Origin of the sequence: Moheibacter sediminis, assembly GCF_900176425.1 — a bacterium.
In the GTDB taxonomy this organism is placed as follows: domain Bacteria; phylum Bacteroidota; class Bacteroidia; order Flavobacteriales; family Weeksellaceae; genus Moheibacter; species Moheibacter sediminis.
In genome coordinates this window covers 133,659-155,504 of record NZ_FWXS01000003.1, presented here as the reverse complement: position 1 = coordinate 155,504, position 21,846 = coordinate 133,659, and the positions used below count along the sequence as shown (strand labels likewise).

Here is a 21,846-nt window from a genome sequence, read left to right as displayed (position 1 = left end):
TCGCTAAAACAAATTTTTAATTAATTAATAGATGAAAAAAACAGGAACTTTCTTTTTTTTAAGTATTTGCCTCTTGGCATTTACTCTTTTTGGAATGCAGGTCAGAGCGCAACAGGTCGCCATTTCTGCACACAATACTTCCGTAAATACAAATTTCAACGGATGGAATGGCAATATGCCAAACGGATTTACGAGATCTGCCAACAACAATTATGTAGGAACATCAGAATCGACAACAGGTGGAGTATACGCTATCCCTAACAGAGGCTTTGGATACCAGCCTTCGAGCAATGCTTCCGCTCAGACTACTTCAGTTACGGGAACTTTTAGAAATAATACCGGCGAAACGATTACCGAACTTAAGATTACTTATGATGCATTTAAAATTGTACACAGAGACGCCCGAAACCCTTGCTGGACTGTAAATGTAAGTTCAGGAGTTTTCGGAACTAATTTGAATTGGTGCTCTGATCAGGCAAGTGCAACCAAAACATTTACTTCTCCGGTAAATATTCCCAACGGAACTAATTTTACTGTAACTTTTAATTCTGATAGAGGAACAGGAAGCCAGTCTTCTCCAATGATCGGATTCAATAATATAAAAGTTGAATCTATAAAAACAGCGTGCACACCTCCTGACGCTCCGATAAGTGAACCGCAGTTCTTCTGCAGCACTGCTACAGTAAATGATTTGTTTGCAGATGGAGAAAACATTAAATGGTATGATTCTCAAGATGCTACTACAGCATTGACCACAGATTCACTTTTGCAGACAGGTACTTATTATGTTACCCAAACTGTAAATAACTGTGAAAGCGAAAAAGCTCCAGTTGAAATCTCAGTTCAGCCTGCTCCTGAAGCTCCAGTTGCTGAAGCGCAGTCTTTTTGCGGATCGGCTACTGTTGCAGATTTAATCGCAGAAGGAACAAATTTAAATTGGTACAATTCAGCGAATTCTACTACCCCACTTACAGCTGAAACGCAATTGCAAACAGGAACTTATTATGTTTCTCAAACTGTAAACAATTGTCCAAGTCCTAGAACTCAGATTGAAATTACTGTCAATGATATCCCTGTGGCTCCGGTCGCTCAAGCTCAGTCTTTCTGTGGATCGGCTACGGTATCAGATTTAATTCCAAGCGTAGTTACAGACCGTAGCGAAAGCTTTAATCTAGAAACGGAACGCGCGGAACTTCCTGCAGGCCAACATAATTTTGATTTAGAATGGACCGTTGTCAACAGAAATGTAAGACATATTTGTGATGCAAATGCTTATGAAGGCTGTGCGGTTCGTATGTATAATAATTTCGATCCGTTGAAAGGTTCTATCAAATCTCCTGTTTTCGAAGGAATTCACACTGTAAGTTTTTATGCAAAACGTGGCACTCAACAAAATCCAGCACTTAGAGTTTCAAAACTTGTAAATGGAGTAGAAACGACTCTGGAACAAATCAACCTTAACAATGTTACAGAATATACTTTATTCAATGTTGATGTAAATGAAAATGAAGATGCCCAGATATTGTTTGCAAGCCAATCAGGAGACGTTAATTTAGATAATGTTAAATTTAATGAAGCAATCACCATCAACTGGTATGATGTAGCTGATGGAGGAACACCATTATCGGCTGATACGCAATTATCGACAGGAACTTATTATGTTTCTAAATCAAGAAACGGATGCGAAAGCTCAAGAACTCCAGTTGAAATTACAGTAAACGATATTCCTGCTGCTCCAGTTGCAGAAGCACAAGCTTTCTGTGGTACGGCTACAGTTGCTGATTTGATTCCTGCCTCTGCAGGCGGAACGGCTCCTTTGGTAGAAGGTTTCGAAGCAGATGTACCGGGAAGTATTACGGGCAATGCTCCTTATGATTTAGGAATATGGGCTACACAAAATGTAGGAACAAATAATGAACCGGGCAATTCTATTTCAGGTTATGCTGCCCGTTTCAATTTCTTCCCGACTATGATATCGCCAGAATTCGACAGCATTGTTTCTGTTTCATTTTATGGAAAAGCTACTGCTGACAAAACATTGAGCATATCAAAAATCGTAAACGGAAATGAATCTCACTTACAAACGATTACACTTCAGCCGGGTGATTTTCAATTATACACAATCAATGTAAATGAATTGTCTGAAAATATTAAGATTAAATTTGTAGGACAAGACACTTTTCCTACTGCTTACATTGATAACGTTACTTTTTACCAGACAAATACAACGGACAATAACATTTCATGGTATGCATCTGAAACTTCTACGGATGTTCTTTCAAATGAAACACCGCTTGAAACAGGAACCTATTATGTTTCACAAACTGTAAACGGATGTGAAAGTCCAAGAACTGCGGTTGAAGTCACCATCAATGAAATCCCTGCGGCTCCAACTGCTGAAGCGCAAGTTTTCTGTGGAACTACAACTATTGTTGATTTAGTTGCAGAAGGAACTAATTTAACTTGGTATGATGCAATTGATGCGAATGAAGCTTTGACTGAAGAAACCGAATTAACCTCAGGAACATACTATGTTGCTCAATCTGCAAATGATTGTACAAGTGAAAGAACTGCGGTTGAAATCACCATCAATGAAATCCCTGCGGCTCCAACTGCTGAAGCGCAAGATTTCTGTGGAACAGCTACAGTTGCTGATTTAACTGCGGAAGGAACAAATTTAGCTTGGTATGCGACAGAAGATTCTACTGAAGCTTTGACTGAAGAAACTGAATTAACCTCAGGAACATACTATGTTGCTCAATCTGCAAATGATTGTACAAGTGAAAGAACTGCAGTTGAAGTTACCATCAATGAAATCCCTGCGGCTCCAACTGCTGAAGCGCAAGATTTCTGTGGAACAGCTACAGTTGCTGATTTAACTGCGGAAGGAACAAATTTAGCTTGGTATGCGACAGAAGATTCTACTGAAGCTTTGACTGAAGAAACTGAATTAACCTCAGGAACATACTATGTTGCTCAATCTGCAAATGATTGTACAAGTGAAAGAACTGCAGTTGAAGTTACCATCAATGAAATCCCTGCGGCTCCAACTGCTGAAGCGCAAGATTTCTGTGGAACAGCTACAGTTGCTGATTTAACTGCAGAAGGAACAAATTTAGCTTGGTATGCGACAGAAGATTCTACTGAGGCTTTAACTGCTGAAACTGAATTGACTTCAGGAACTTATTACGTGGCTCAGTCTTCTGAAACTTGCGAAAGTGAACGAACTGCGGTTGAAGTTACCATCAATGAAATTCCAGGAGCACCTATTGCGTTTGATTTGCAGGAATTTGAGGCGGGAGCGACATTGGCCGATTTGGATGTAGAAGGAGAAAATCTTACATGGTATGATGAGGAGGGCAATATATTAGATCCATCTACACCACTGGTTGACGGAGAAGTTTACTATGTAACTCAAACTATCAATGGATGTGAAAGTGAGAAAACTGCAATCGAAACAGAAGAATTGAGTGTTAAGGATGCTGATTTCGCTAATTTCAATTATTATCCAAATCCTGTGAAAAGCATTCTTCATATTTCAAACACAAATCAAATTGACAATGTATTGGTATTTAATCTCTCAGGTCAATTGATTTTGGAGAAAAAAGCAAATGCTAAATCTGTGGAGTTAAATTTATCACATTTGGCTTCTGCAACTTATATAGTTAAAATTGTTTCAAACAATCAGGTCAAAACTGTAAAAGTTATCAAGAAATAATAATTACTTTGTTTAATATCCTAATGAAAGGGGAAGGCTTCAGGGCTTTCCCTTTTTTGTTTCCATTTGGCTTTTTCCTGTGATAAAGCTTATGAAAAATAGGTTTTTGGAATGACGTTGTTATTTTGTCCATTTTGATAAACAGTATAAGAAAATCCGGGGTGAATAGCGTAAGCTCCGATTTCGCCTTTTTTATTGACAGCGATGTACCCAACCTGAAAATCTTTGCGGTCGGGTTGCTTTTTCATAATTCTATGAACCGCTTCTTCACAGGCTTGTTGAGGCGTTTTGCCTTGGCGCATAAGTTCTACTACCAAAAAGCTTCCGACGGTTTTCAACACCTCTTCTCCCAAACCTGTTGCGGTGGCGGCACCAATCTCATTGTCCACAAACAATCCCGAACCGATTATAGGTGAATCCCCTACCCGGCCGTGCATTTTAAAAGCCAGTCCACTGGTAGTACACCCCCCGGAAAGATTTCCGTTTTTATCCATGGTCAGCATACCGATGGTATCGTGGTTTTCGATGTTGATGATGGGTTTGTATTCTGATTTTACTTTCCATTCTTCCCAAGCTTTTTTGGCATTCTCGGTAAGCAGATTTTGAGATTTAAATCCTTGTGAAAGAGCAAATTCTTCCGCACCTTTTCCCGCTAGTAAAACATGGGGCGTTTTTTCCATGACTTTGCGGGCGACGGAAATCGCATTGACAATATTATGCAGGAAGACAACAGAACCGTAATTTCCTTTTTCGTCCATGATGCACGCATCGAGTGTAACTTTGCCTTCGCGGTCGGGCAATCCGCCATATCCGACAGAAGAATTCGCAGGGTCTTCTTCTTCGACATTGCAGCCTTTTTCTACTGCATCCATAGCTGAACCGCCTTTTTGCAAAACATCCCAGGCTTTTGCAGTCGCATTTTTCACATCCCAGGTTGCTATGACAAGCGGATAATTATTAATGTTTAATTCTGTGTTTGAATTCGTAAGCGGAATTTCATTTGCTAAGACTGATGCTCCAACTGTCAATCCCAACCCTGAAAGTGCTGTGTTTTGTATGAATTTTCTACGGTTCATTTTAATTAATTATTTGAGTTAACACCTTAATCTTCTCCAAATCAGACTCAAACAACTTCGTTTCGTCAAAGAATTTCTCACTGTTCAATTTGATTTTAAAAGGCTCGTCTTGATGATAAACCGAGCTTGCAGAAGCATGAATTTCCGTAAATCCATTTTCTTTGAACAAATGTACATTTCCTGCATTGATTCCTCCCCCCGGCAAAATCGTAATTCTGTTTTGTGCTTTTTCCTTTAATTTAACCAAAATCTTTAAACCTTTTTCAGCAGAATCATTTTGTCCTGAAGTAAGAATTCTTTCCGCTCCGATTTCAATTAATTTATCCAAATCATCAAAAGGATGCGGCGTCAAATCAAACGCCCTGTGAAACGTAAATGACAAAGGTCTGGAGAGTTCAATCAATTTTTTTGTCCGAATAAAATCAACAGAATTATCTTCATTTAATACTCCTGAAACAATTCCTGCGCATCCTAAATCTTTACAAATTTGAATGTCTTTTTTGAGGATTTCAAATTCATCATCTGAATACACAAAATTTCCGCTTCGAGGACGAATCAATACAAAAACCGGAATAGAAATCTTTTCCAAAACCTGACGAATCAAACCATACGAAGGGGTAATTCCCCCAACCGTCAATTCCGAACAAAGTTCTATGCGGTCTGCCCTGCCTTTTTCAGCATGGATAGCGGACTGTACGGAAGTGGAAACGATTTCAAGTTTCATTTTTTGTTCATTCATAAATTAAAAGTAAACATTTAAAATTCAGCATTCAAAATTTAAAAAAAATTTCACTCCTGCCAAACTGTCACAAAAATCCAATTGGCAAACTATTTGACTAATTGAATTGAAAAAATTTCAACCAAAATGTCAGAAAATACGATTAACGAAGATTTGAACAATGAAATTTCTGAAAATCAGGAAACTGCGTCTGAGAACATGGTTACTGAAAAATCAGAAGTAGAAATTTTAAAAGAAGAATTACAAAAAGAAAAAGACCAATATTTACGTTTGTTTGCCGAATTTGACAATTTCAAAAAAAGAACGAGCAAAGAACGATTCGATATTTTCAAAACTGCCAATGCTGAAGTGATTTCCGCATTGATTCCGGTTTTGGACGATTTCGAAAGAGGAATGAAAGAAATTGAAAAGTCTGAAAACAATGAACTTTTCACGGGAATTCAACTTATTCATAATAAATTAAATGAAACACTTCGTGCAAAAGGTTTGAAACCTGTTGAAGTAAATGCCGGAGACGATTTCGATACCGACAAGCACGAAGCCATCACGCAGATTCCTGCGCCTACAGAAGATTTGAAAGGAAAAATCGTAGATGTTGTGGAAACAGGTTATGCACTTAATGATAAAATCATCCGCTTCGCGAAAGTGGTAATTGGTCAATAAATAAAGAAAAATGTCAAAAAGAGATTATTACGAAATACTGGAAGTGTCGAAATCAGCCAGCGCGGAGGAAATCAAAAAAGCCTACCGCAAAATGGCATTGAAACACCATCCTGACAAAAATCCGGGCGATAAAGCTGCCGAAGAAAAATTCAAAGAAGCAGCCGAAGCTTACGAAGTCTTGAGCGACCCCAATAAAAAAGCACGTTATGACCAGTACGGTCATGCAGGCGTTGGAGGTGCAGCTGGAGGCGGATTTGGCGGTGGTTTCGGCGGTGGCGGCATGAATATGGAAGACATATTCTCCCAGTTTGGTGATATTTTCGGTGGAGGCGGATTTGGCGGATTCGGACAGCAGCAACGCGGACCAAGACGAATGAAGGGTTCAGATTTGAGAATCCGTGTGAAACTCAATCTGGAAGAAATGATGAGCGGAACCACCAAAAAAGTAAAAGTAAAACGCTTCAAACAAGCACAGGGCGTGACTTTCAAAACTTGTCCTACTTGTGGCGGATCTGGTTATCAAACCCGTGTGACCAATACATTTTTAGGGCAGATGCAGCAAACCGTTGCCTGCGGAAGCTGTCAGGGAATCGGGAAAATTGCTGACCACGTTCCTCCGGGAGCCAACAATCAGGGGTTAACCAAAATCGAAGAAACGATTGACATCAAAATTCCTGCTGGTGTTCGCGAAGGAATTCAATTACAGGTTTCAGGCAAAGGAAATGATGCGCCGTTTGACGGAATTCCGGGAGATTTATTAGTCATCATCGACGAGGAAGTGCACAATGAATTGAAGCGTGACGGAAACAACTTACATTACGATTTATATGTTTCCATCCCTGAAGCAATTTTAGGTGCTTCGAAAGAAATTCCGACAGTTACCGGAAAAGTCCGTGTGAAAGTGGAAAAAGGAACGCAATCAGGAAAAGTTTTGAGATTGAAAGGTCAGGGATTGCCAAGTTTAAACAGCTATGGAAACGGTGATTTATTCATTCACATTAACGTTTGGACGCCGGATAAATTGAGCAAAGAACAAGAAGCATATTTCGAAAAAATGAAAGATGACGAGAGTTTTTCTCCGCATCCTTCTAAAAATGACAAATCCTTTTTTGACAGAGTGAAGGAGATGTTTAATTAAACAAAATTTGAACATCCAAATTCGCAAAAAAATAAACTTAAAGTCCCGAAGCAATTCGGGACTTTTTCATTAACACAAATAGGTAAATAGATTTATTGCTTGATTAATTTATTAGTATTGATATTTTTACCATCAGAAACCGTCACGACATAGATTCCTTTTGGTAATGAACTGATATTAAATTCTTCCTGAAACTGAGTGAAGTTCATCACCATCTTTCCGGTCAAATCTTTTACGCTTATTTTCAAATTATTCCTATTGAAATTATCAGGAAGAAATGCAGAAAAATGCTCTTTTGCCGGGTTCGGATACAATTTGATTCTGTTATCCAAACTCATCATTTCATTGGTACCAAGCGCTGAATAGTTGATAATAAATGGCAAATCCTGTTCGGCTTCTATATTTGCATAACCCGGATCGATAATGTTTGTCCAGTTCACGCCATTGTCACTGGATTGCTGCGCCGGCAATTCCGTGATGTTGTTTCTCGCTCCCGGAACCGTCACTGCCGGATAAAAATGCGTACCTCCTGCCTGCGTCTGAAATCTAAGTGAATAATAACCCGGTTCCAAATTCACATTGCTAACCGGAATTGTAAATTTATAGATTTGTCTCTTTGTGATATTGGCATCAAAAATACCGGCTTCCTTTACAGAATTAAACACTCTTAGCATCTGCGTATTTTGACAAGAGGAAACGGACTGTGGAAAAGTAACATTTGAACCATGGATGTGATCAAAAAAGAATACATTCGTGGATACAATAGGGCAGTTCCCCAAGTAATCCGTTTTATATACAAATAATTCCACTGAGCTTACTCCCCATGATTCACCGTCGGGAACCCTGAAATCATCAGATAACATGTAATTTTGTGCCTGATCTCCTGTATAGCCTGCAGTATTATTTACATCTATACCATCTGACTGAAGCTCACTAAATGTATAACCGTTTGGAGCCGGTGTTCCATTTTCAGCAATAGTTCCAGTCGAAAGAGGTCCGTTGTCATATTGAGAAAATAGCTGCGTCAATAACCCTAAACTTAAAATTGTAAATGTTTTTTTCATTGTTATACTTTTTAATTGTTACTACTCTATTGAGTTTAAAATTAATTTGAAGCAAAAATAATTTTGCAGGTCACTTAATTAAAGTAAGATTTCATGAATGGTAAGAATAAATTTACCAACGGCTATTATGTAATTTATCTGCATCTGATTTTGAAACCACTAAAACAACTATTACTTTTAACCAAATTTTAGAAATGAGCACAATCAATTGGCAAACTATAAAGGAATACGAAGACATCACGTTCAAAAAATCTGATGGAGTAGCACGCATCGCGTTTAACCGTCCGGAAGTCAGAAATGCTTTCCGCCCGAAAACGGTTTTTGAATTGCTCGATGCATTTCAGCGTGCAGAGGAAGACCGCGAAATCGGTGTGATCTTACTGACCGGCGAAGGTCCTTCGCCCAAAGATGACGGCTGGGCATTTTGTTCAGGAGGTGACCAGCGCGTTCGCGGTAAGTTCGGATATGAGGGAGAAGACCGTGTGGGGAGATTGAACATCCTGGAAGTACAGCGATTGATTCGTTTTTCCACCAAGGTGGTGATTGCAGTTGTAAATGGCTGGGCAGTAGGCGGCGGGCATTCGCTCCATGTAGTTTGTGATATGACAATTGCTTCGAAAGAACATGCGATTTTCAAACAGACGGATGCAGATGTGGCAAGCTTCGACGGTGGATTTGGTTCTGCGTATCTGGCAAGACAGGTTGGTCAGAAACGTGCGCGTGAAATTTTCTTTTTAGGATTGAATTATTCGGCACAGGAAGCTTATGATATGGGAATGGTCAATGCAGTGGTTCCGCACAAAGAGTTGGAGCAGTTTGCGTTTGACTGGGGACAGGAAATACTGACGAAATCTCCGACCGCCATCAAAATGCTGAAGTTTTCTTTTAATCTAATCGATGATGGATTGGTGGGGCAGCAGGTTTTTGCCGGAGAGGCAACGCGTTTGGCGTATGGAACCGATGAAGCAGAGGAAGGTAGAAATGCTTTTCTCGAAAAAAGAAAGCGGGATTTTGATAGGTTCAGATAATTAAATTTAAGTGAAAAATATAATTCTAGTTTTATTCGCGTTTAGTTTCATTAATTGTATTTCACAAAAGAATGAAACTAAAAAATTTGATTACACATACAAAGAGGCTGAAACTATTTTACCAAAACCAATTGGTCTAGTTAATGATTTTAGTTTTGTATTTAATCAACATGAAAGAAACGAATTAGAAAAGTTGCTTTTTGATTATTCTCAAAAAACCACGAATCAAATTGCGATCGTAACAGTCAAAAATATAGAGCCTTACACTGATATTTCAGATTATGCAAAGGATATAGGTAATTTTTGGGGAGTGGGAACAAGAGAAAAAGACAATGGTTTGATTATCGTAATGGATATGTCAAATAGAACGATTAGAATTTCTTCAGGATTAGGAACTGAGGAAATTCTGAGCGATTCTTTTCTGAAAAAAATTATTGATGAAACAATTATTCCTGAATTTAAACAAGAAAATTATTACTCGGGAATTAAATCAGGAATAGAGAGAATTATCATAGAATGGAATTAATTTCATAAACCAAAACTCATTACATTCGCCCCATAAATCATCATCAACAAAATGGAAGACCAACAAGTCCCATCGGTCTGGAAAAACAAAGAGTTCAAAGCATTTATATTCCTGCGTTTCTCGCTCATATTTGCACTTTTCATCCAAAGCACATCCGTCGCATTTGAAATCTTCCGCATCACCAAACAAGAAATATATCTTGGATTGATAGGTCTGTTTGAATTCGCACCTATCCTGCTCACTGCCGTGTATGCAGGTCAGTTGGTCGACAAACTCGACAAACGCCACGTCATCAAAATCTGCATCGGCTCATTTATGCTCGCATCATTTGTACTGATGCTCATCAATTTCCCGCAGATACGTGAAGCCACCGGCACAACCATTTATCTGGTCGTTTGTTACCTTGCTTTCTTTATTCTGGGATTAACCAGAGCCTTCAGCGGACCGGCAGTATTTTCATTGCTGGCACTCGTTGTCCGCAAAGAAAATTACCAGAAAGCGATACCGATAAGTTCATCCGCATTTATGATTGGTTCCGTTTTAGGACCTCTGGCGGGTGGACTGATATTGGCAGCATTTGGAATCGAAGCCGCATTGGGGACTGCCTTTGTACTCATGTGCATCTCGATGGTGATGATATTGCGAATATCTCCCAAACCTGCCGAACAAGCACAGATAGAATCTACCGAAACCCCACTCCAGCGCATCAAAGAAGGATTCAAATTCATCTTGGCAACCCCTATCATTCTGGCAGTTTTGAGCCTGGATATGTTTGCTGTGTTTTTTGGCGGTGCAGAATCCTTGCTTCCTGCGGTCGTGGAAAAAGTGTTGAATGCAGGTTCCATAGAATTTGGCTGGCTCCGTTCAGCGCACGGAATCGGTTCACTCATCATGATGTTGTTCCTGTCCTCGCTACCGCTCCTGAAAAGTAAAGTCGGACCGAAACTGCTTTACAGCGTAGCGATGTTTGGACTGTGCATCATCATATTTGGGATCTCTAAAAATGTTTATCTGTCCTTTTTTGTATTAATGCTCGGCGGTGCATTCGATGCCGTTTCCATGATCATCAGACAAAGCATCCTCCAATACAAAACGCCCGAACACCTCAAAGGACGTGTTTCTTCGGTCAATAGTATTTTCGTAAGCAGCTCCAATGAGTTGGGTGCTTTCGAAAGTGGATTAGCTGCTACATTTATGGGATTGGTGCCTGCTATTTTGTTTGGCGGAACAATGACCATCATTACCGTGATTGTAATTGCGATTGCAATCAAAGCGATTCGAAAGGTGGAATTAGATTAATTTTCCCATTAAGACATATATAAAAATTAAATCTATTTTCAGAATTTAGGTTTTAAAAATGTGATTTCATTAAAAATACCAAGATCTTGGTATGGTATATATGATTCTGCCCATATACCTTTGCTTCAGGTTTAGGTTGGTTAGAAAAAAACACCGTCGTCTATTATGGATGAGGGTGTTTTTTCATTTAAAAAAGACTTAGAAAAACATGAATAAAAAAACCTCGTCAAGGTACTGTTCTTGACAAGGTTTTTCTTATTTAAAGCAATGTAAGGTATTGTTATAAATCTCTTTTTTTCAACAATTTGTACGAAAAGAATATAAAGATGATTATATAGACAAGTGTAGCTACTACAAACTTCCAATCTAGAGGCGTGTATGAAAATATGGATCCACCCATTACAAAACCTTGAATTTTTGCATCTGAAAACTGTAATACACTCGATGCACTGCTCAACGGCAAATATTCAGTAATAAGTAGTGGTTTTTCTGTCAGCTGTTGAGATGAGCTGGTAAATCCTCGCAAATAAACTTCGGTAAAAATTAAAATCCACTCAAATACCCACCAGATAAATATCAATAATAATGCAAATGCACTCTTTCGCACAAGAATTGATATGAAGGTACAGAACACAAAAAAGAAAGAGATATTGAGTAAATATCCTCCTACATATTCCAATCCATGATAAAAACTTGACTCAGATTTTGAGTAAATATTTCCTAGTATAAAACAAATCACAAAAACAAATAATGTAGAAATGAGTCCTAACAGAAAATTTGATAATAATTTAGATGTTAGAAATTCTTTTTTACTTAGACCATCAATCAGATTTTGTTTAATAGTCTTGTTAGAATATTCATTTGTAATATTAGTTATGATGATGACAGCTAAAAATATTTTACCAAATATCAATAAATAACTCATGTTTTGCCAAATGACAGGAAAATCAAAAAAGCCGGTCTGCGAAATGTCAATTGAAAATCCTAAACGGTCTTTAAGTATAAATTTAAAAATCAGAAAGAAAGAGCCTCCAATTATCGAAAGCAAAAGAAAATACAAAATCGTAAAAATCCGTGCGGTTTTGTAATAGTAAATTTTATTCCATTCTATTTTGAGTAATCGTAGCATAATCAGTTTTTGTTTTGAGTGATTTGTAAAAATTGCTGTTCGAGACTTTCTCTTCGTTTCACCAAATGGTTAAGCACAATTCCTCTTTCAAAAAGTAATCTGTTTAAACTTTCTGCGCTTAAATCTTCTCTAAGGATTCCTTTTAACTGGTTTCCGTTTTGAACAATTTTTTCGAAATAATTCATGGAATTTAATACTTCATTCAGTTTATCATTGTCACTTGAACTTAACTCAAAATATCCGAAGCTTGCCGTCATTTCATCTACACGCCCGCTGTAAAGTGTTTTCCCTCTTTCAAGAATCACCACGTGTGAACAAACTTTTTCCACTTCGTCCAAAAGGTGGCTCGCCAAAATGATGGTCGTTCCCTGAGATGCAATCTGTAAAATGATTTCACGTATCTGGATTATTCCCTGCGGATCGAGTCCGTTGGTAGGTTCATCCAAAATCAGAACATGCGGATCGTTGAGCAATGCTGCTGCTATCGCCAAACGCTGTTTCATGCCCAATGAAAAGGTGGAGAATTTATCTTTTTTACGTTCTAAAAGTCCAACGATTTTTAGTTTTTCATCTATTTTAGAAGGATGGGCACCTTTGATCTGTGCAACGATTTCAAGATTTTTACCCGCTGAAAGGTATGGGTAGAAATTTGGGCGTTCGATGATGGCTCCTACTTTTTTGAGAGAATCGGTCGAATGTTCCTGTCCGAACCAACGCCAGTCGCCATGAGTGGGATTGACAACATCGAGGATCATCCCAAGAGTTGTTGACTTTCCGCTTCCATTGGGACCGAGAAGTCCGTAAACATTTCCTTTTTCTACCGAAAAACTCAAATCATTGACCGCGGTCAGCTTGCCGAATGTTTTGGTGAGGTGATTGATTTCAAGTACTTTTTCCATAAAAAGATTTTAGAATTTAGATCCTGTAATTGTTAGTAGTTGATTTTTTGTAAATGTAACAGATTAAATAAAAAAACCTCTAAGGTTTTGAAACTTAGAGGTAAACTTGATTATTTATCGATGCAAAATTTAGTTTCCTAATTTTGACAAATACTGCTGCGGATTTTTAGAAAACTCCTCTTTGCATCCGGAACTGCAGAAACCGTAAATTTTGCCGTCGTAATGAATCGTATCCGAAACATGACCTGCAGTTTCCATTTCGCAAATCGGATCGATTTTGTTATCGACTTTCACATCTAAATTTTGCGAGGCGTGCATGATATGTTCATCGGCGTTTTTCACTTCGATTTGTTCTTGTTTTTCTTTGCAGGAAAAAATTGATGTCGCGATAATGGCTGTTGTAATAATTGTAATTGTTTTCATAATTTGTTTTAATTAATACTATTAAGAAATTAAACTCATAAGATTTGCTTAATTTTCTTAACTTCTTCATAGTTGTAAAATTTATTCGTTTAATAATTTCTTGATGTCTTCTTTGATCCATTCCACTTGCGGATGAAAAGTGCCACCGAGGCTTTCTTTTTTGCCTTGCGGATCAGAATAATTCAATCCTGAATAATACAAAATCGGCATTCCGCGTTCGTCAAATCTTGAACGGATGTTTCCTTTTTTGTCAATCAAAGCAAATTTTCCGCTGTGGTTCAAACCTTCTGCAGTAGTTTCGTCTTCGCCCACATAAATGTTGAATTTTTTGCTCAACTCATAGATATAATCGCGGTCGCCACTTAGAAAATACCAGTTCGGATTGGTGATTTCCAAGTGCCCGGCATGGATTTTCAAGTTTTCCGGTGTGTCGCGTTTTGGGTCAATCGTGATGGAAATGACACCAAAATCCGGATGGTTGATTTCTTTTTCGACAGCTTTTAAATTCTGATTCATCACGGGACAAATCGTAGGGCAATTGGCAAAGAAAAATTCGACCACATAAACTTTCCCGAGCATATCCTTTTCAGAAATCGTTTGGTTATTTTGATTGGTCAGCTCAAATTTTGGAACTTCCATTACTGTGAACAATTTGTCCTTATTCAGCAACTTATACGTAAGCACCAAAGTGGCAACCAGAGCTGTAATGACGATTCCGACAATTAATTGTTTTTTCATAATTAAATGAATTTATTTTAGAATTTTAATGATGTCGAAACAAATGAAAAAAATCATTTGCCGACAAATTTGATTTACATTAATATAGAATTAAATGTAAAGCGGCGGATGAAAAACAGATTCCAAAAGCCTGAAGTCGTAGAGGTTTTGAAAGTCATTAGGAATGGATTTCTTTTCGGAAGTCTCCAATTCAATCTCATTTAGATTTAAACTTTCCGAATAAATATAAATTTCCTGAATTTTCACTGTCTGAGATGAAACGCCATCGGAAGTATCGGCATCTGAAGTTTTTGCCAATTCACCAAACAAATAACATTTGGCGTTACACATCATTTCCACCTTTTCGCGGTTGATGCAGAATTCTCTCACAATCTGGTCGTAATTCAATACATATTCCACAACGGGAACCAATGGCCGAAACGCAAAAAAAAACACAAATGATATGATGCCGATGATTTTCAAATAATTATCTGAATGATTTGCACAAAGTTAAAGATTTTGTTTTTGCGGTTGCTATGAAATGAATCAGTTAAAATTTCACAACTATTTATGATGAATGACATCTTTCAATTTAGATATAATCATTAGTTTTGCGCTTATTTAGATTTAATAAAAATTATAATCCACTATGAAATCGAAGATTTACGAATACAATAATAAAAAAACAAAAATGACTATGAGTAAAAAAATAAATTTAATCCTGGCGCTTGCTGTTGCTATTACTTTCACAGCTTGTAAAAAAGACGCAACTACTGAATCTCCGGAAACGACTCAACAAGAAGTTAAATCTGATGCTAAAATCGTTTCCTTGAACGGTGCAATTTCTGAAACCATCGCAGCTTTGGGACACGCGGACCAACTTGTAGGTAGAGATGTTACAAGTACTTTCCCTACTGATTTGACTGCAAAAGATTTGGGTCACGTAGGTAGAGGAATGACTATTGAAGGAATCATGTCTGTAAATCCAACACTTATTATTGGAACGGCAAAAGAAGAAAATCCAGACTTAATGACAAAAATTAAAGAATCTGGAATTAAATTAGAATTGGTAAATCAAGAATATTCAGTAGAAGGTGCTAAAAACTTAATCAAAAAAGTTGCTGAAATCTTAGGCAATGCTGATGTTCAGAAATTGAATGACAAAATCGATGCGGACATCGCACAAGTTCAACCAATTGAGAAAAAACCAAAAGTACTTTTCATTTATGCACGCGGAACACATATGTTAAATGTATCAGGAACAGGAACTCCAATGGATGCTTTGATTAAAATTGCAGGAGGTGAAAATGCAGTAACTGGATTTTCTGATTTTAAAACTTTAACACCTGAGTCTTTAATTCAAGGTAATCCCGACATTATTTTAATGTTCGATTCAGGAAGCCAGAGCTTAGGAGGTTTGGAAGGTGTTTTAAAAATTCCTGGAATGGAACAAACGAATGCTGGAAAAAACAAAAAAATCATCACTATGGACGGAGGTTTGATCTCGAACTTTGGACCAAGAACGGGTGAAGCTGCTTTGGAATTGAACAAAAAGTTGATCGAAGCAACGAAATAATTTTAAATGTCATTCTGAGGTACGAAGAAAAAGATTTCTCGTGCCTCGAAATGACAAATACATTTAAATGCAGAACAAATTAGCAATATACCTTTCTACAAGCATCCTGTTACTCATCACATTAACAATAGGAGCTTTATTTATGGGGGTATATGATTTTGGCGGAAAATCTCCGATTACCGTTTTAGGAGAGGTAATTTCGGGAAGTCCTAACGTTTCATTGAGCGAAAAATATGTGATTTGGGACGTGCGTATGGCAAGGATAGTCATGGCAATTCTCATCGGAAGTATTTTGGCAGTTGCAGGAACTTCTATGCAAGGTATGTTTCGCAATCCGCTTGCAACACCTGATTTAATCGGAATCACAGCCGGAGCTACTTTGATGGCAGCAATCACTATTGTATTAGGCTCATTTTTTCGTGACTTTTTACCGGATTTTTTACAATTTTCATTGATTAGCATCGCAGCATTTATTGGCGCTTTGCTTACAACAATCATGGTTTATAAAATGTCCACAACTCAAGGTAAGACCAACGTAGTCATCATGTTACTTTCAGGAGTAGCGATTTCGGCTTTAGGTTTTGCATGCGTTGGGTTTTTAATTTATCTGTCCAAGGACGAGCAATTACGCGATTTGACGTTTTGGAATTTAGGAAGTTTAGGTGGAGCAACCTGGACCAAAAACGGAATTTTATTTGCAGTAATGATTCTTTCTTATTCGCTTTTAATTCACAGAGGAAAAGCATTAAACGCAATGATGTTGGGAGAAAAAGACGCTGAACATTTGGGAATTAATATTGAAAAAATTAAAAAACAAATCGTAGTTTTAACTGCATTGATGGTTGGATCTTGCGTCGCCTTTTCAGGTACAATAGGGTTTGTAGGATTGATCGTTCCTTACATTTTAAGGTTAATTTTTAAATCCAATTACCAAATCATCCTTCCGATGTCAGCTGTGATGGGAAGTATTTTATTGTTGGTTGCCGATACGTTCAGCCGAACAATTGTTGCGCCATCGGAAATTCCGATAGGTGTAATTACCGCATTTTTAGGAGCACCGGTTTTCATTGCAATTTTAATTAGATTTAAAAATTCGATGTAATGATCAAAGGCCATCAGATAAATTATTCGCATAAAAAATTTTCAATATTAAATGATATTGATGTGTCAGTTGAATATGGAGAATTCTTAGCAATCGTGGGTCCAAACGGTGCCGGAAAATCTACACTTTTGAGTGTTTTGGCAAATGAAACTTCATCCAAACAAAAACAATCTGTTCTTTTCAAGAATAAATTATTTAAAGATTGGGATTTAAAAGATTTAGCTAAAAACAAGGCAAAATTTTCCCAACACAATAGCAACGAAATTCCTTTGTTGATCAAAGATGTTGTGATGATGGGGCGTTATCCTTATTTCAATTCCACACCAAGAGCTGAGGATTTAGAAGCGGCCGAAAATTCCATGCAGGAAACTGATATTTTGCATCTGAGAGACCGCGAATACAATACACTTTCGGGTGGAGAAAAACAAAGGGTTCATTTGGCAAGGGCATTGGCACAATTGAAAAATGATGTCACGCACAAACTTTTGTTTTTGGATGAACCGTTGAATAACCTCGACATCAAACACCAGCACAAAGCACTTAAAACTATAAAAGATTTTACAGAAAAAGCCAATACCGCGATTGTTGTTTTACACGATTTGAATCTGGCTGCACAGTTTGCAGACAATATTTTATTAATGAAAAACGGAAAGGTGGCTGCACATGGAAAACCTGAAGAAGTTTTCAATGAGAAAATCATCAGCGAAGCGTATAATTTTCCTTGTGCCATTTGCGCCAATCCGATTACCCAGAATCCGATGATTATCTTTGGAAATTAATTTTAGACACGAGACGTAAGTAAGAATATAAGCTAGATTAATACTTGATACCTACTTCTTGATACTTAATACATAATATAGAACTTTTAACAAATAACACAATATGACAAGTACTGATACACTAAAAGAAAAATGGAATGCGCTGAAAGCAGAGCAACCTCATTTGCGAATCAGAAATGCTGCTGATGCATTGGGAGTTAGCGAGGGAGAATTACTTTCAACTACTGTAAATGAAGGCGCTACGAAATTGAGTTCTGACATTCCTGCAATACTTTCTGAAGTTGAATCTTTGGGAAAAGTAATGGCTTTGACACGTAACGATGAATGTGTTCATGAAAGAAAAGGGGTTTATTTGAACGGAGATTTCAGCAATCCGCATGCACAGCTTTTCGTAGGAGAAGACATCGATTTGAGAATTTTTGGTTCTCATTGGAAATATGCCTTCGCAGTGGTTGAAGGAGATAAAAAATCATTGCAATTCTTTGGGAAAGACGGATTGGCAATTCATAAAATATATTTAACTAAAGACAGCAACGAAGCAGCATTTGATGCTTTGGTTGAAAAGTTCAAAGCTGAAGATCAATCGACAGGAATCGAAACAGAAGCAATCGCTCCGAAAGCAGAAGAAAAACCTGATTCTGAAATCGATGTAGAAGGTTTCCAAACGGCTTGGAGAGAATTGAAAGACACGCATAATTTCTTCATGATGTTGCGTCAGTTCGGCGTAAGCAGATTGCAGGCTTTACGTTTGGCTCCGGATCAGACCTTTGCCAGAAAGATTGACAATGAAAAAATTTCTAAGATGCTTGAACAGGCTTCTGAAAGAAATTTACCTATCATGGTTTTTGTTGGAAACAGAGGAAATATCCAGATCCATACCGGAAATGTAAAGAAAACGATGTGGCACGGAACATGGTTCAATGTGATGGATCCGAATTTCAATTTGCATTTGGATACTGCAAAAATTGCTGAGACCTGGGTAGTAAGAAAACCAACTGAAGACGGATTGGTAACAGCAATTGAAGTATTTAATTCTGAAGGAGAAATCATCGTTCAGTTCTTTGGAAAGAGAAAACCAGGAATTCCTGAATTGGAAGAATGGAGAAAACTCGTTGGAGAATTAGAAAAATAAGATAAAATTAAAGCCCCAATTAAGGGGCTTTTTTTATTAAAAATATTTTCTAAAATGTATATTTTACAGAATTTAAGCCTAACGAAATAGAAGTATTTTCTTTTTTCAAAACTTTGTATCGAGGAGAGAGTGTACCCACAATCGCTCCTATACCTGCACCAATCAAAATTGCCGGACCAGCACCATACCAGATTTCTTCATCTTTACCTCGTGAAATAGCATTTCCCAAGAATCCTCCGGCCATTCCTCCTAACATTCCAGCTAACCAATTTGTTCCTTTTTTAACTTGAATTTTCTCGTACTTATCTATGTTTTCGGTCACAAATTGTCCATTTTCATCGTTGTAACTCAACAAATTCGTTTCAAAATTCACAGAAACATTTTTCAGGGTTTTTGAGCTGTTTTCATCAGTAACCTTTATTTGTTTAAATTCTTGTGCAAAGGACAAACTCCCTAGAAATAAACATAAATACAATAATCTTTTCATTTAGTTTTTTTGCCAAATATATAATTTTCACCAAGACTTTAGAGTCAATTGTTAAACAAAAAAGCCTCTAAATCGAGGCCTTAATTATAATAGAAAATTAATTTTATTAATCATTTGGAATCAATAAAACCAGAACATCCGTTTTCTTAACAACCAAATCTGCAACACTTCCGATGAGGAATTTATAAGCTGCAGAATGTTTGTTCAATCCCATAAAAATTAAATCTACGTTTTCAGATTTCGCTACGTCCAAAATTACATCTTGCGGATTTCCAAATCTGATGACACGTGCAAAACCAATTCCATTTTCTGTTAGTCTTTGTTCCAACTCCAAAATCTTGTTCATGTTTTCATCACGCATCATGATTTTTTCTTTGTCTTCCTGCGAATAAGTATCGAGAGATTTGTTGTCCGAATCCAACAATTCCACATGCAATAAAATGATTTGTGCATCAAAAGCTTTTGCCCAGTCAATTGCCGTTTGTACTAATTTCTCGCTGTCTTTCCTTAAATCTAATGTTACCAGTGCTTTTTTCATTTGTAAATATTTTATCGTTAAATTCAATTTCCTTAAAAATAAAGCCATTCATTTAAAAAATTACAATAAACAGATTTAAAATTATCTTAAATTATTTCAAAACCAATTGATTCAATGATAAATATCTCAACCAAATATTTGTTCATTCGACAATTCTAATGTTCATTTGCAGCTCATTCAATTTAATTCAGTCATGACGAAATATATTCTTTTTTTCATCTTCATATTTCAGTTTACAATCCTATCTGCACAAGATGTAAAGCCTTTTCAATTCTACAATAAGAAAGGAAAAGAAGTGAAATTTGATAAGATTGTAAATGACCTTGCAAATTATGACATCGTGCTTTTTGGTGAACACCACAATAATTCCATCAATCACTGGCTTCAATTACAATTGACCAAAGCACTTTATGACAAGAAAAAATCAAGTCTGGTTTTAGGTGCAGAAATGTTTGAACGTGACAATCAATCTCAATTAAATGATTATTTATCCGGGAAATTGAGCGAGAAAGTGTTGAAAGATTCGATGCGTTTGTGGAATAATTTCACTACTGATTATAAACCTTTGGTTGATTTTGCAAAAGATAAAAAATTGAATTTCATCGCGACAAATATTCCGAGAAGATATGCTTCCATCGTTTCCAAAAAGGGATTGGATAGTTTGAATACTGTTACTCCGAAAGAAAAAACTTATATGATGAAACTTCCTGTGGAAGTGACATTGGACACACCGGGCTATCCTGAAATGTTGGAAATGATGGGAGACCACGCAGGTCCAAGTGCAATGAACTTTGTTGCAGCACAAGCGGTGAAAGATGCAACTATGGCGGAATCTATTCTACAAAACTGGAAACAAGGTCATTTACTTTTACATTATCAGGGTGATTTTCACAGCAAACAATATGGCGGAATCTTCTGGTATTTGAAAAAGTTGAATCCGGATTTGAAGATTGCTGTGATTTCGGTATTTGAATCGGAAGATGGTAAACTTTCACTTCCGAAAGAAGATTTCTTTCCGACGGAATACAACTTGGTTTTCCCGACGGATATGACAAAGACTTACTAAAAGTAATTAGGCAATAGCCACTAGTTTTAAAATGGATAAGATTGTTAATCAAAAAGATTTGGATTTTCTTTTGGAGAAGGATGAAATTATCCGTGAAATTTATGCGTTATATGGTGCGCCTCCTAACTGGGAGAGAAGTGCTGATTTCATTTCGTTGTCGAAGATTATTTTGGAGCAACAGGTCAGTCTAGCTTCGGCGAAGGCTCACTTTGAAAGGTTAAATGGTTATATCAAATCGTTCTCGCCTGAGAATATTTTACTGCTTTCTGATGAGGAAATGCGGAATTGTCATATCAGCTGGCAAAAAGCGAAATATCTGCGCAATCTTTCTGTTGCCCTTGTAAGTGGGGAATTGGTTTTGGAGGAATTGATCGGGATGGATGAGCCGACGGTTCGGAAGAAATTAATTTCCATCAAAGGAATCGGAAACTGGACTGCGGATGTTTATCTTTTGTTTTGTCTGCAGCATAAGGATATCTTTCCAATCGGGGATATAGCGGTAGTAAATACCATCAAAGCGTTGTATGAAGTGACTTCGCATGAGGAAATTCTGGAAGTTGCTGTGCGGTGGCAGCCCTGCCGTTCACTTGCTACGTACTTTATGTGGCATCATTACTTGTGTAAAAGGGGTAAAACGGCGGTTTATTAAGTTTTTTTGAGAATCTTCCATTAAGGATTGCAAATTTATTTCTGAGATATATCTGTAGAATTTTAGGGATGCCATCGCCAAGTCTGGGGATGCTATGT

Annotated in this window: 22 protein-coding genes; 12 read left to right on the top strand and 10 right to left on the bottom strand. The window is 37.3% G+C overall.

Going from position 1 to position 21,846, the window contains the following annotated elements:
* Positions 1–31: 31 nt before the first annotated feature.
* Positions 32–3,718 (top strand): Ig-like domain-containing protein, encoded by a 3,687-nt coding sequence (locus tag B8977_RS05790; RefSeq protein ID WP_084016738.1) that lies wholly within the window; start codon positions 32–34, stop codon positions 3,716–3,718.
* An 89-nt stretch (positions 3,719–3,807) separates the two neighbouring features.
* On the opposite strand, the gene B8977_RS05785 is transcribed toward B8977_RS05790, so the two are convergent.
* On the bottom strand, positions 3,808–4,794 hold the full coding sequence (locus tag B8977_RS05785) for a glycosylasparaginase (protein ID WP_084016737.1): 987 nt from the start codon (positions 4,792–4,794) through the stop codon (positions 3,808–3,810).
* 1 nt (position 4,795) lies between these two features.
* Complete coding sequence (locus tag B8977_RS05780; protein WP_084016918.1) at positions 4,796–5,518, bottom strand: copper homeostasis protein CutC; 723 nt, start codon at positions 5,516–5,518, stop codon at positions 4,796–4,798.
* A 141-nt stretch (positions 5,519–5,659) separates the two neighbouring features.
* Here B8977_RS05780 and B8977_RS05775 point away from each other — a divergent pair, with 141 nt between their 5' ends.
* Positions 5,660–6,196: a nucleotide exchange factor GrpE gene (locus B8977_RS05775; RefSeq protein ID WP_084016736.1), complete on the top strand. Its 537-nt coding sequence runs from the start codon at positions 5,660–5,662 to the stop codon at positions 6,194–6,196.
* A gap of 10 nt (positions 6,197–6,206) precedes the next feature.
* On the top strand, positions 6,207–7,334 hold the full coding sequence (gene dnaJ / locus B8977_RS05770) for a molecular chaperone DnaJ (protein ID WP_084016735.1): 1,128 nt from the start codon (positions 6,207–6,209) through the stop codon (positions 7,332–7,334).
* A 92-nt stretch (positions 7,335–7,426) separates the two neighbouring features.
* Here the strand turns inward: dnaJ and B8977_RS05765 are convergent, their stop codons facing one another.
* Positions 7,427–8,398, bottom strand: coding sequence for a T9SS type A sorting domain-containing protein (locus B8977_RS05765; RefSeq protein ID WP_084016734.1), 972 nt, complete (start codon positions 8,396–8,398; stop codon positions 7,427–7,429).
* 194 nt (positions 8,399–8,592) lie between these two features.
* Between B8977_RS05765 and B8977_RS05760 the strand changes: the two genes are divergently transcribed.
* From B8977_RS05760 to B8977_RS05750, 3 genes are read left to right on the top strand one after another with little or no spacing between them, the layout of a single operon-like run.
* Entirely contained in the window at positions 8,593–9,426 is an 834-nt protein-coding gene (locus B8977_RS05760) for a 1,4-dihydroxy-2-naphthoyl-CoA synthase (protein WP_084016733.1), read from the top strand.
* Between the two features lie 10 nt (positions 9,427–9,436).
* Complete coding sequence (locus B8977_RS05755; RefSeq protein WP_084016732.1) at positions 9,437–9,952, top strand: TPM domain-containing protein; 516 nt, start codon at positions 9,437–9,439, stop codon at positions 9,950–9,952.
* A 51-nt stretch (positions 9,953–10,003) separates the two neighbouring features.
* Positions 10,004–11,251, top strand: coding sequence for an MFS transporter (locus B8977_RS05750; protein ID WP_084016731.1), 1,248 nt, complete (start codon positions 10,004–10,006; stop codon positions 11,249–11,251).
* A gap of 280 nt (positions 11,252–11,531) precedes the next feature.
* On the opposite strand, the gene B8977_RS05745 is transcribed toward B8977_RS05750, so the two are convergent.
* The 5 genes from B8977_RS05745 to B8977_RS05725 form a co-directional block, all read right to left on the bottom strand.
* A complete protein-coding gene (locus tag B8977_RS05745) occupies positions 11,532–12,380 on the bottom strand; it encodes an ABC transporter permease (RefSeq protein ID WP_084016730.1) in 849 nt (282 codons plus the stop codon).
* A 2-nt stretch (positions 12,381–12,382) separates the two neighbouring features.
* A complete protein-coding gene (locus B8977_RS05740; RefSeq protein ID WP_084016729.1) occupies positions 12,383–13,279 on the bottom strand; it encodes an ABC transporter ATP-binding protein in 897 nt (298 codons plus the stop codon).
* 129 nt (positions 13,280–13,408) lie between these two features.
* A complete protein-coding gene (locus B8977_RS05735; protein ID WP_084016728.1) occupies positions 13,409–13,702 on the bottom strand; it encodes a YHS domain-containing protein in 294 nt (97 codons plus the stop codon).
* 81 nt (positions 13,703–13,783) lie between these two features.
* Entirely contained in the window at positions 13,784–14,440 is a 657-nt protein-coding gene (locus B8977_RS05730; RefSeq protein ID WP_084016727.1) for an SCO family protein, read from the bottom strand.
* A 90-nt stretch (positions 14,441–14,530) separates the two neighbouring features.
* Positions 14,531–14,902: a hypothetical protein gene (locus B8977_RS05725; protein ID WP_084016726.1), complete on the bottom strand. Its 372-nt coding sequence runs from the start codon at positions 14,900–14,902 to the stop codon at positions 14,531–14,533.
* 214 nt (positions 14,903–15,116) lie between these two features.
* Between B8977_RS05725 and B8977_RS05720 the strand changes: the two genes are divergently transcribed.
* From B8977_RS05720 to B8977_RS05705, 4 genes are all read left to right on the top strand, one after another.
* Positions 15,117–15,995, top strand: coding sequence for a heme/hemin ABC transporter substrate-binding protein (locus tag B8977_RS05720; RefSeq protein ID WP_084016917.1), 879 nt, complete (start codon positions 15,117–15,119; stop codon positions 15,993–15,995).
* A 67-nt stretch (positions 15,996–16,062) separates the two neighbouring features.
* The gene (locus tag B8977_RS05715; protein WP_084016725.1) at positions 16,063–17,097 is read left to right on the top strand and encodes a FecCD family ABC transporter permease; all 1,035 of its coding nucleotides are present in this window, start codon (positions 16,063–16,065) and stop codon (positions 17,095–17,097) included.
* Positions 17,097–17,876 carry a heme ABC transporter ATP-binding protein gene (locus tag B8977_RS05710; protein ID WP_084016724.1) on the top strand — a complete coding sequence of 260 codons (780 nt, stop codon included), beginning with the start codon at positions 17,097–17,099 and terminating at the stop codon, positions 17,874–17,876. The genes B8977_RS05715 and B8977_RS05710 overlap by 1 nt, the downstream gene beginning before the upstream one ends.
* A 103-nt stretch (positions 17,877–17,979) precedes the next feature.
* Positions 17,980–19,008, top strand: coding sequence for a hemin-degrading factor (locus tag B8977_RS05705; protein WP_084016723.1), 1,029 nt, complete (start codon positions 17,980–17,982; stop codon positions 19,006–19,008).
* A 49-nt stretch (positions 19,009–19,057) separates the two neighbouring features.
* Here B8977_RS05705 and B8977_RS05700 read toward each other — a convergent pair whose 3' ends face one another.
* On the bottom strand, positions 19,058–19,495 hold the full coding sequence (locus tag B8977_RS05700; protein WP_084016722.1) for a hypothetical protein: 438 nt from the start codon (positions 19,493–19,495) through the stop codon (positions 19,058–19,060).
* A gap of 106 nt (positions 19,496–19,601) precedes the next feature.
* Positions 19,602–20,033: a universal stress protein gene (locus tag B8977_RS05695; protein ID WP_159447456.1), complete on the bottom strand. Its 432-nt coding sequence runs from the start codon at positions 20,031–20,033 to the stop codon at positions 19,602–19,604.
* A gap of 193 nt (positions 20,034–20,226) precedes the next feature.
* Here B8977_RS05695 and B8977_RS05690 point away from each other — a divergent pair, with 193 nt between their 5' ends.
* Positions 20,227–21,099, top strand: a complete 873-nt coding sequence (locus B8977_RS05690) for a ChaN family lipoprotein (RefSeq protein ID WP_084016720.1) — start codon at positions 20,227–20,229, stop codon at positions 21,097–21,099.
* A gap of 31 nt (positions 21,100–21,130) precedes the next feature.
* Positions 21,131–21,748 (top strand): DNA-3-methyladenine glycosylase family protein, encoded by a 618-nt coding sequence (locus B8977_RS05685; protein WP_084016719.1) that lies wholly within the window; start codon positions 21,131–21,133, stop codon positions 21,746–21,748.
* Positions 21,749–21,846 lie beyond the last annotated feature (98 nt).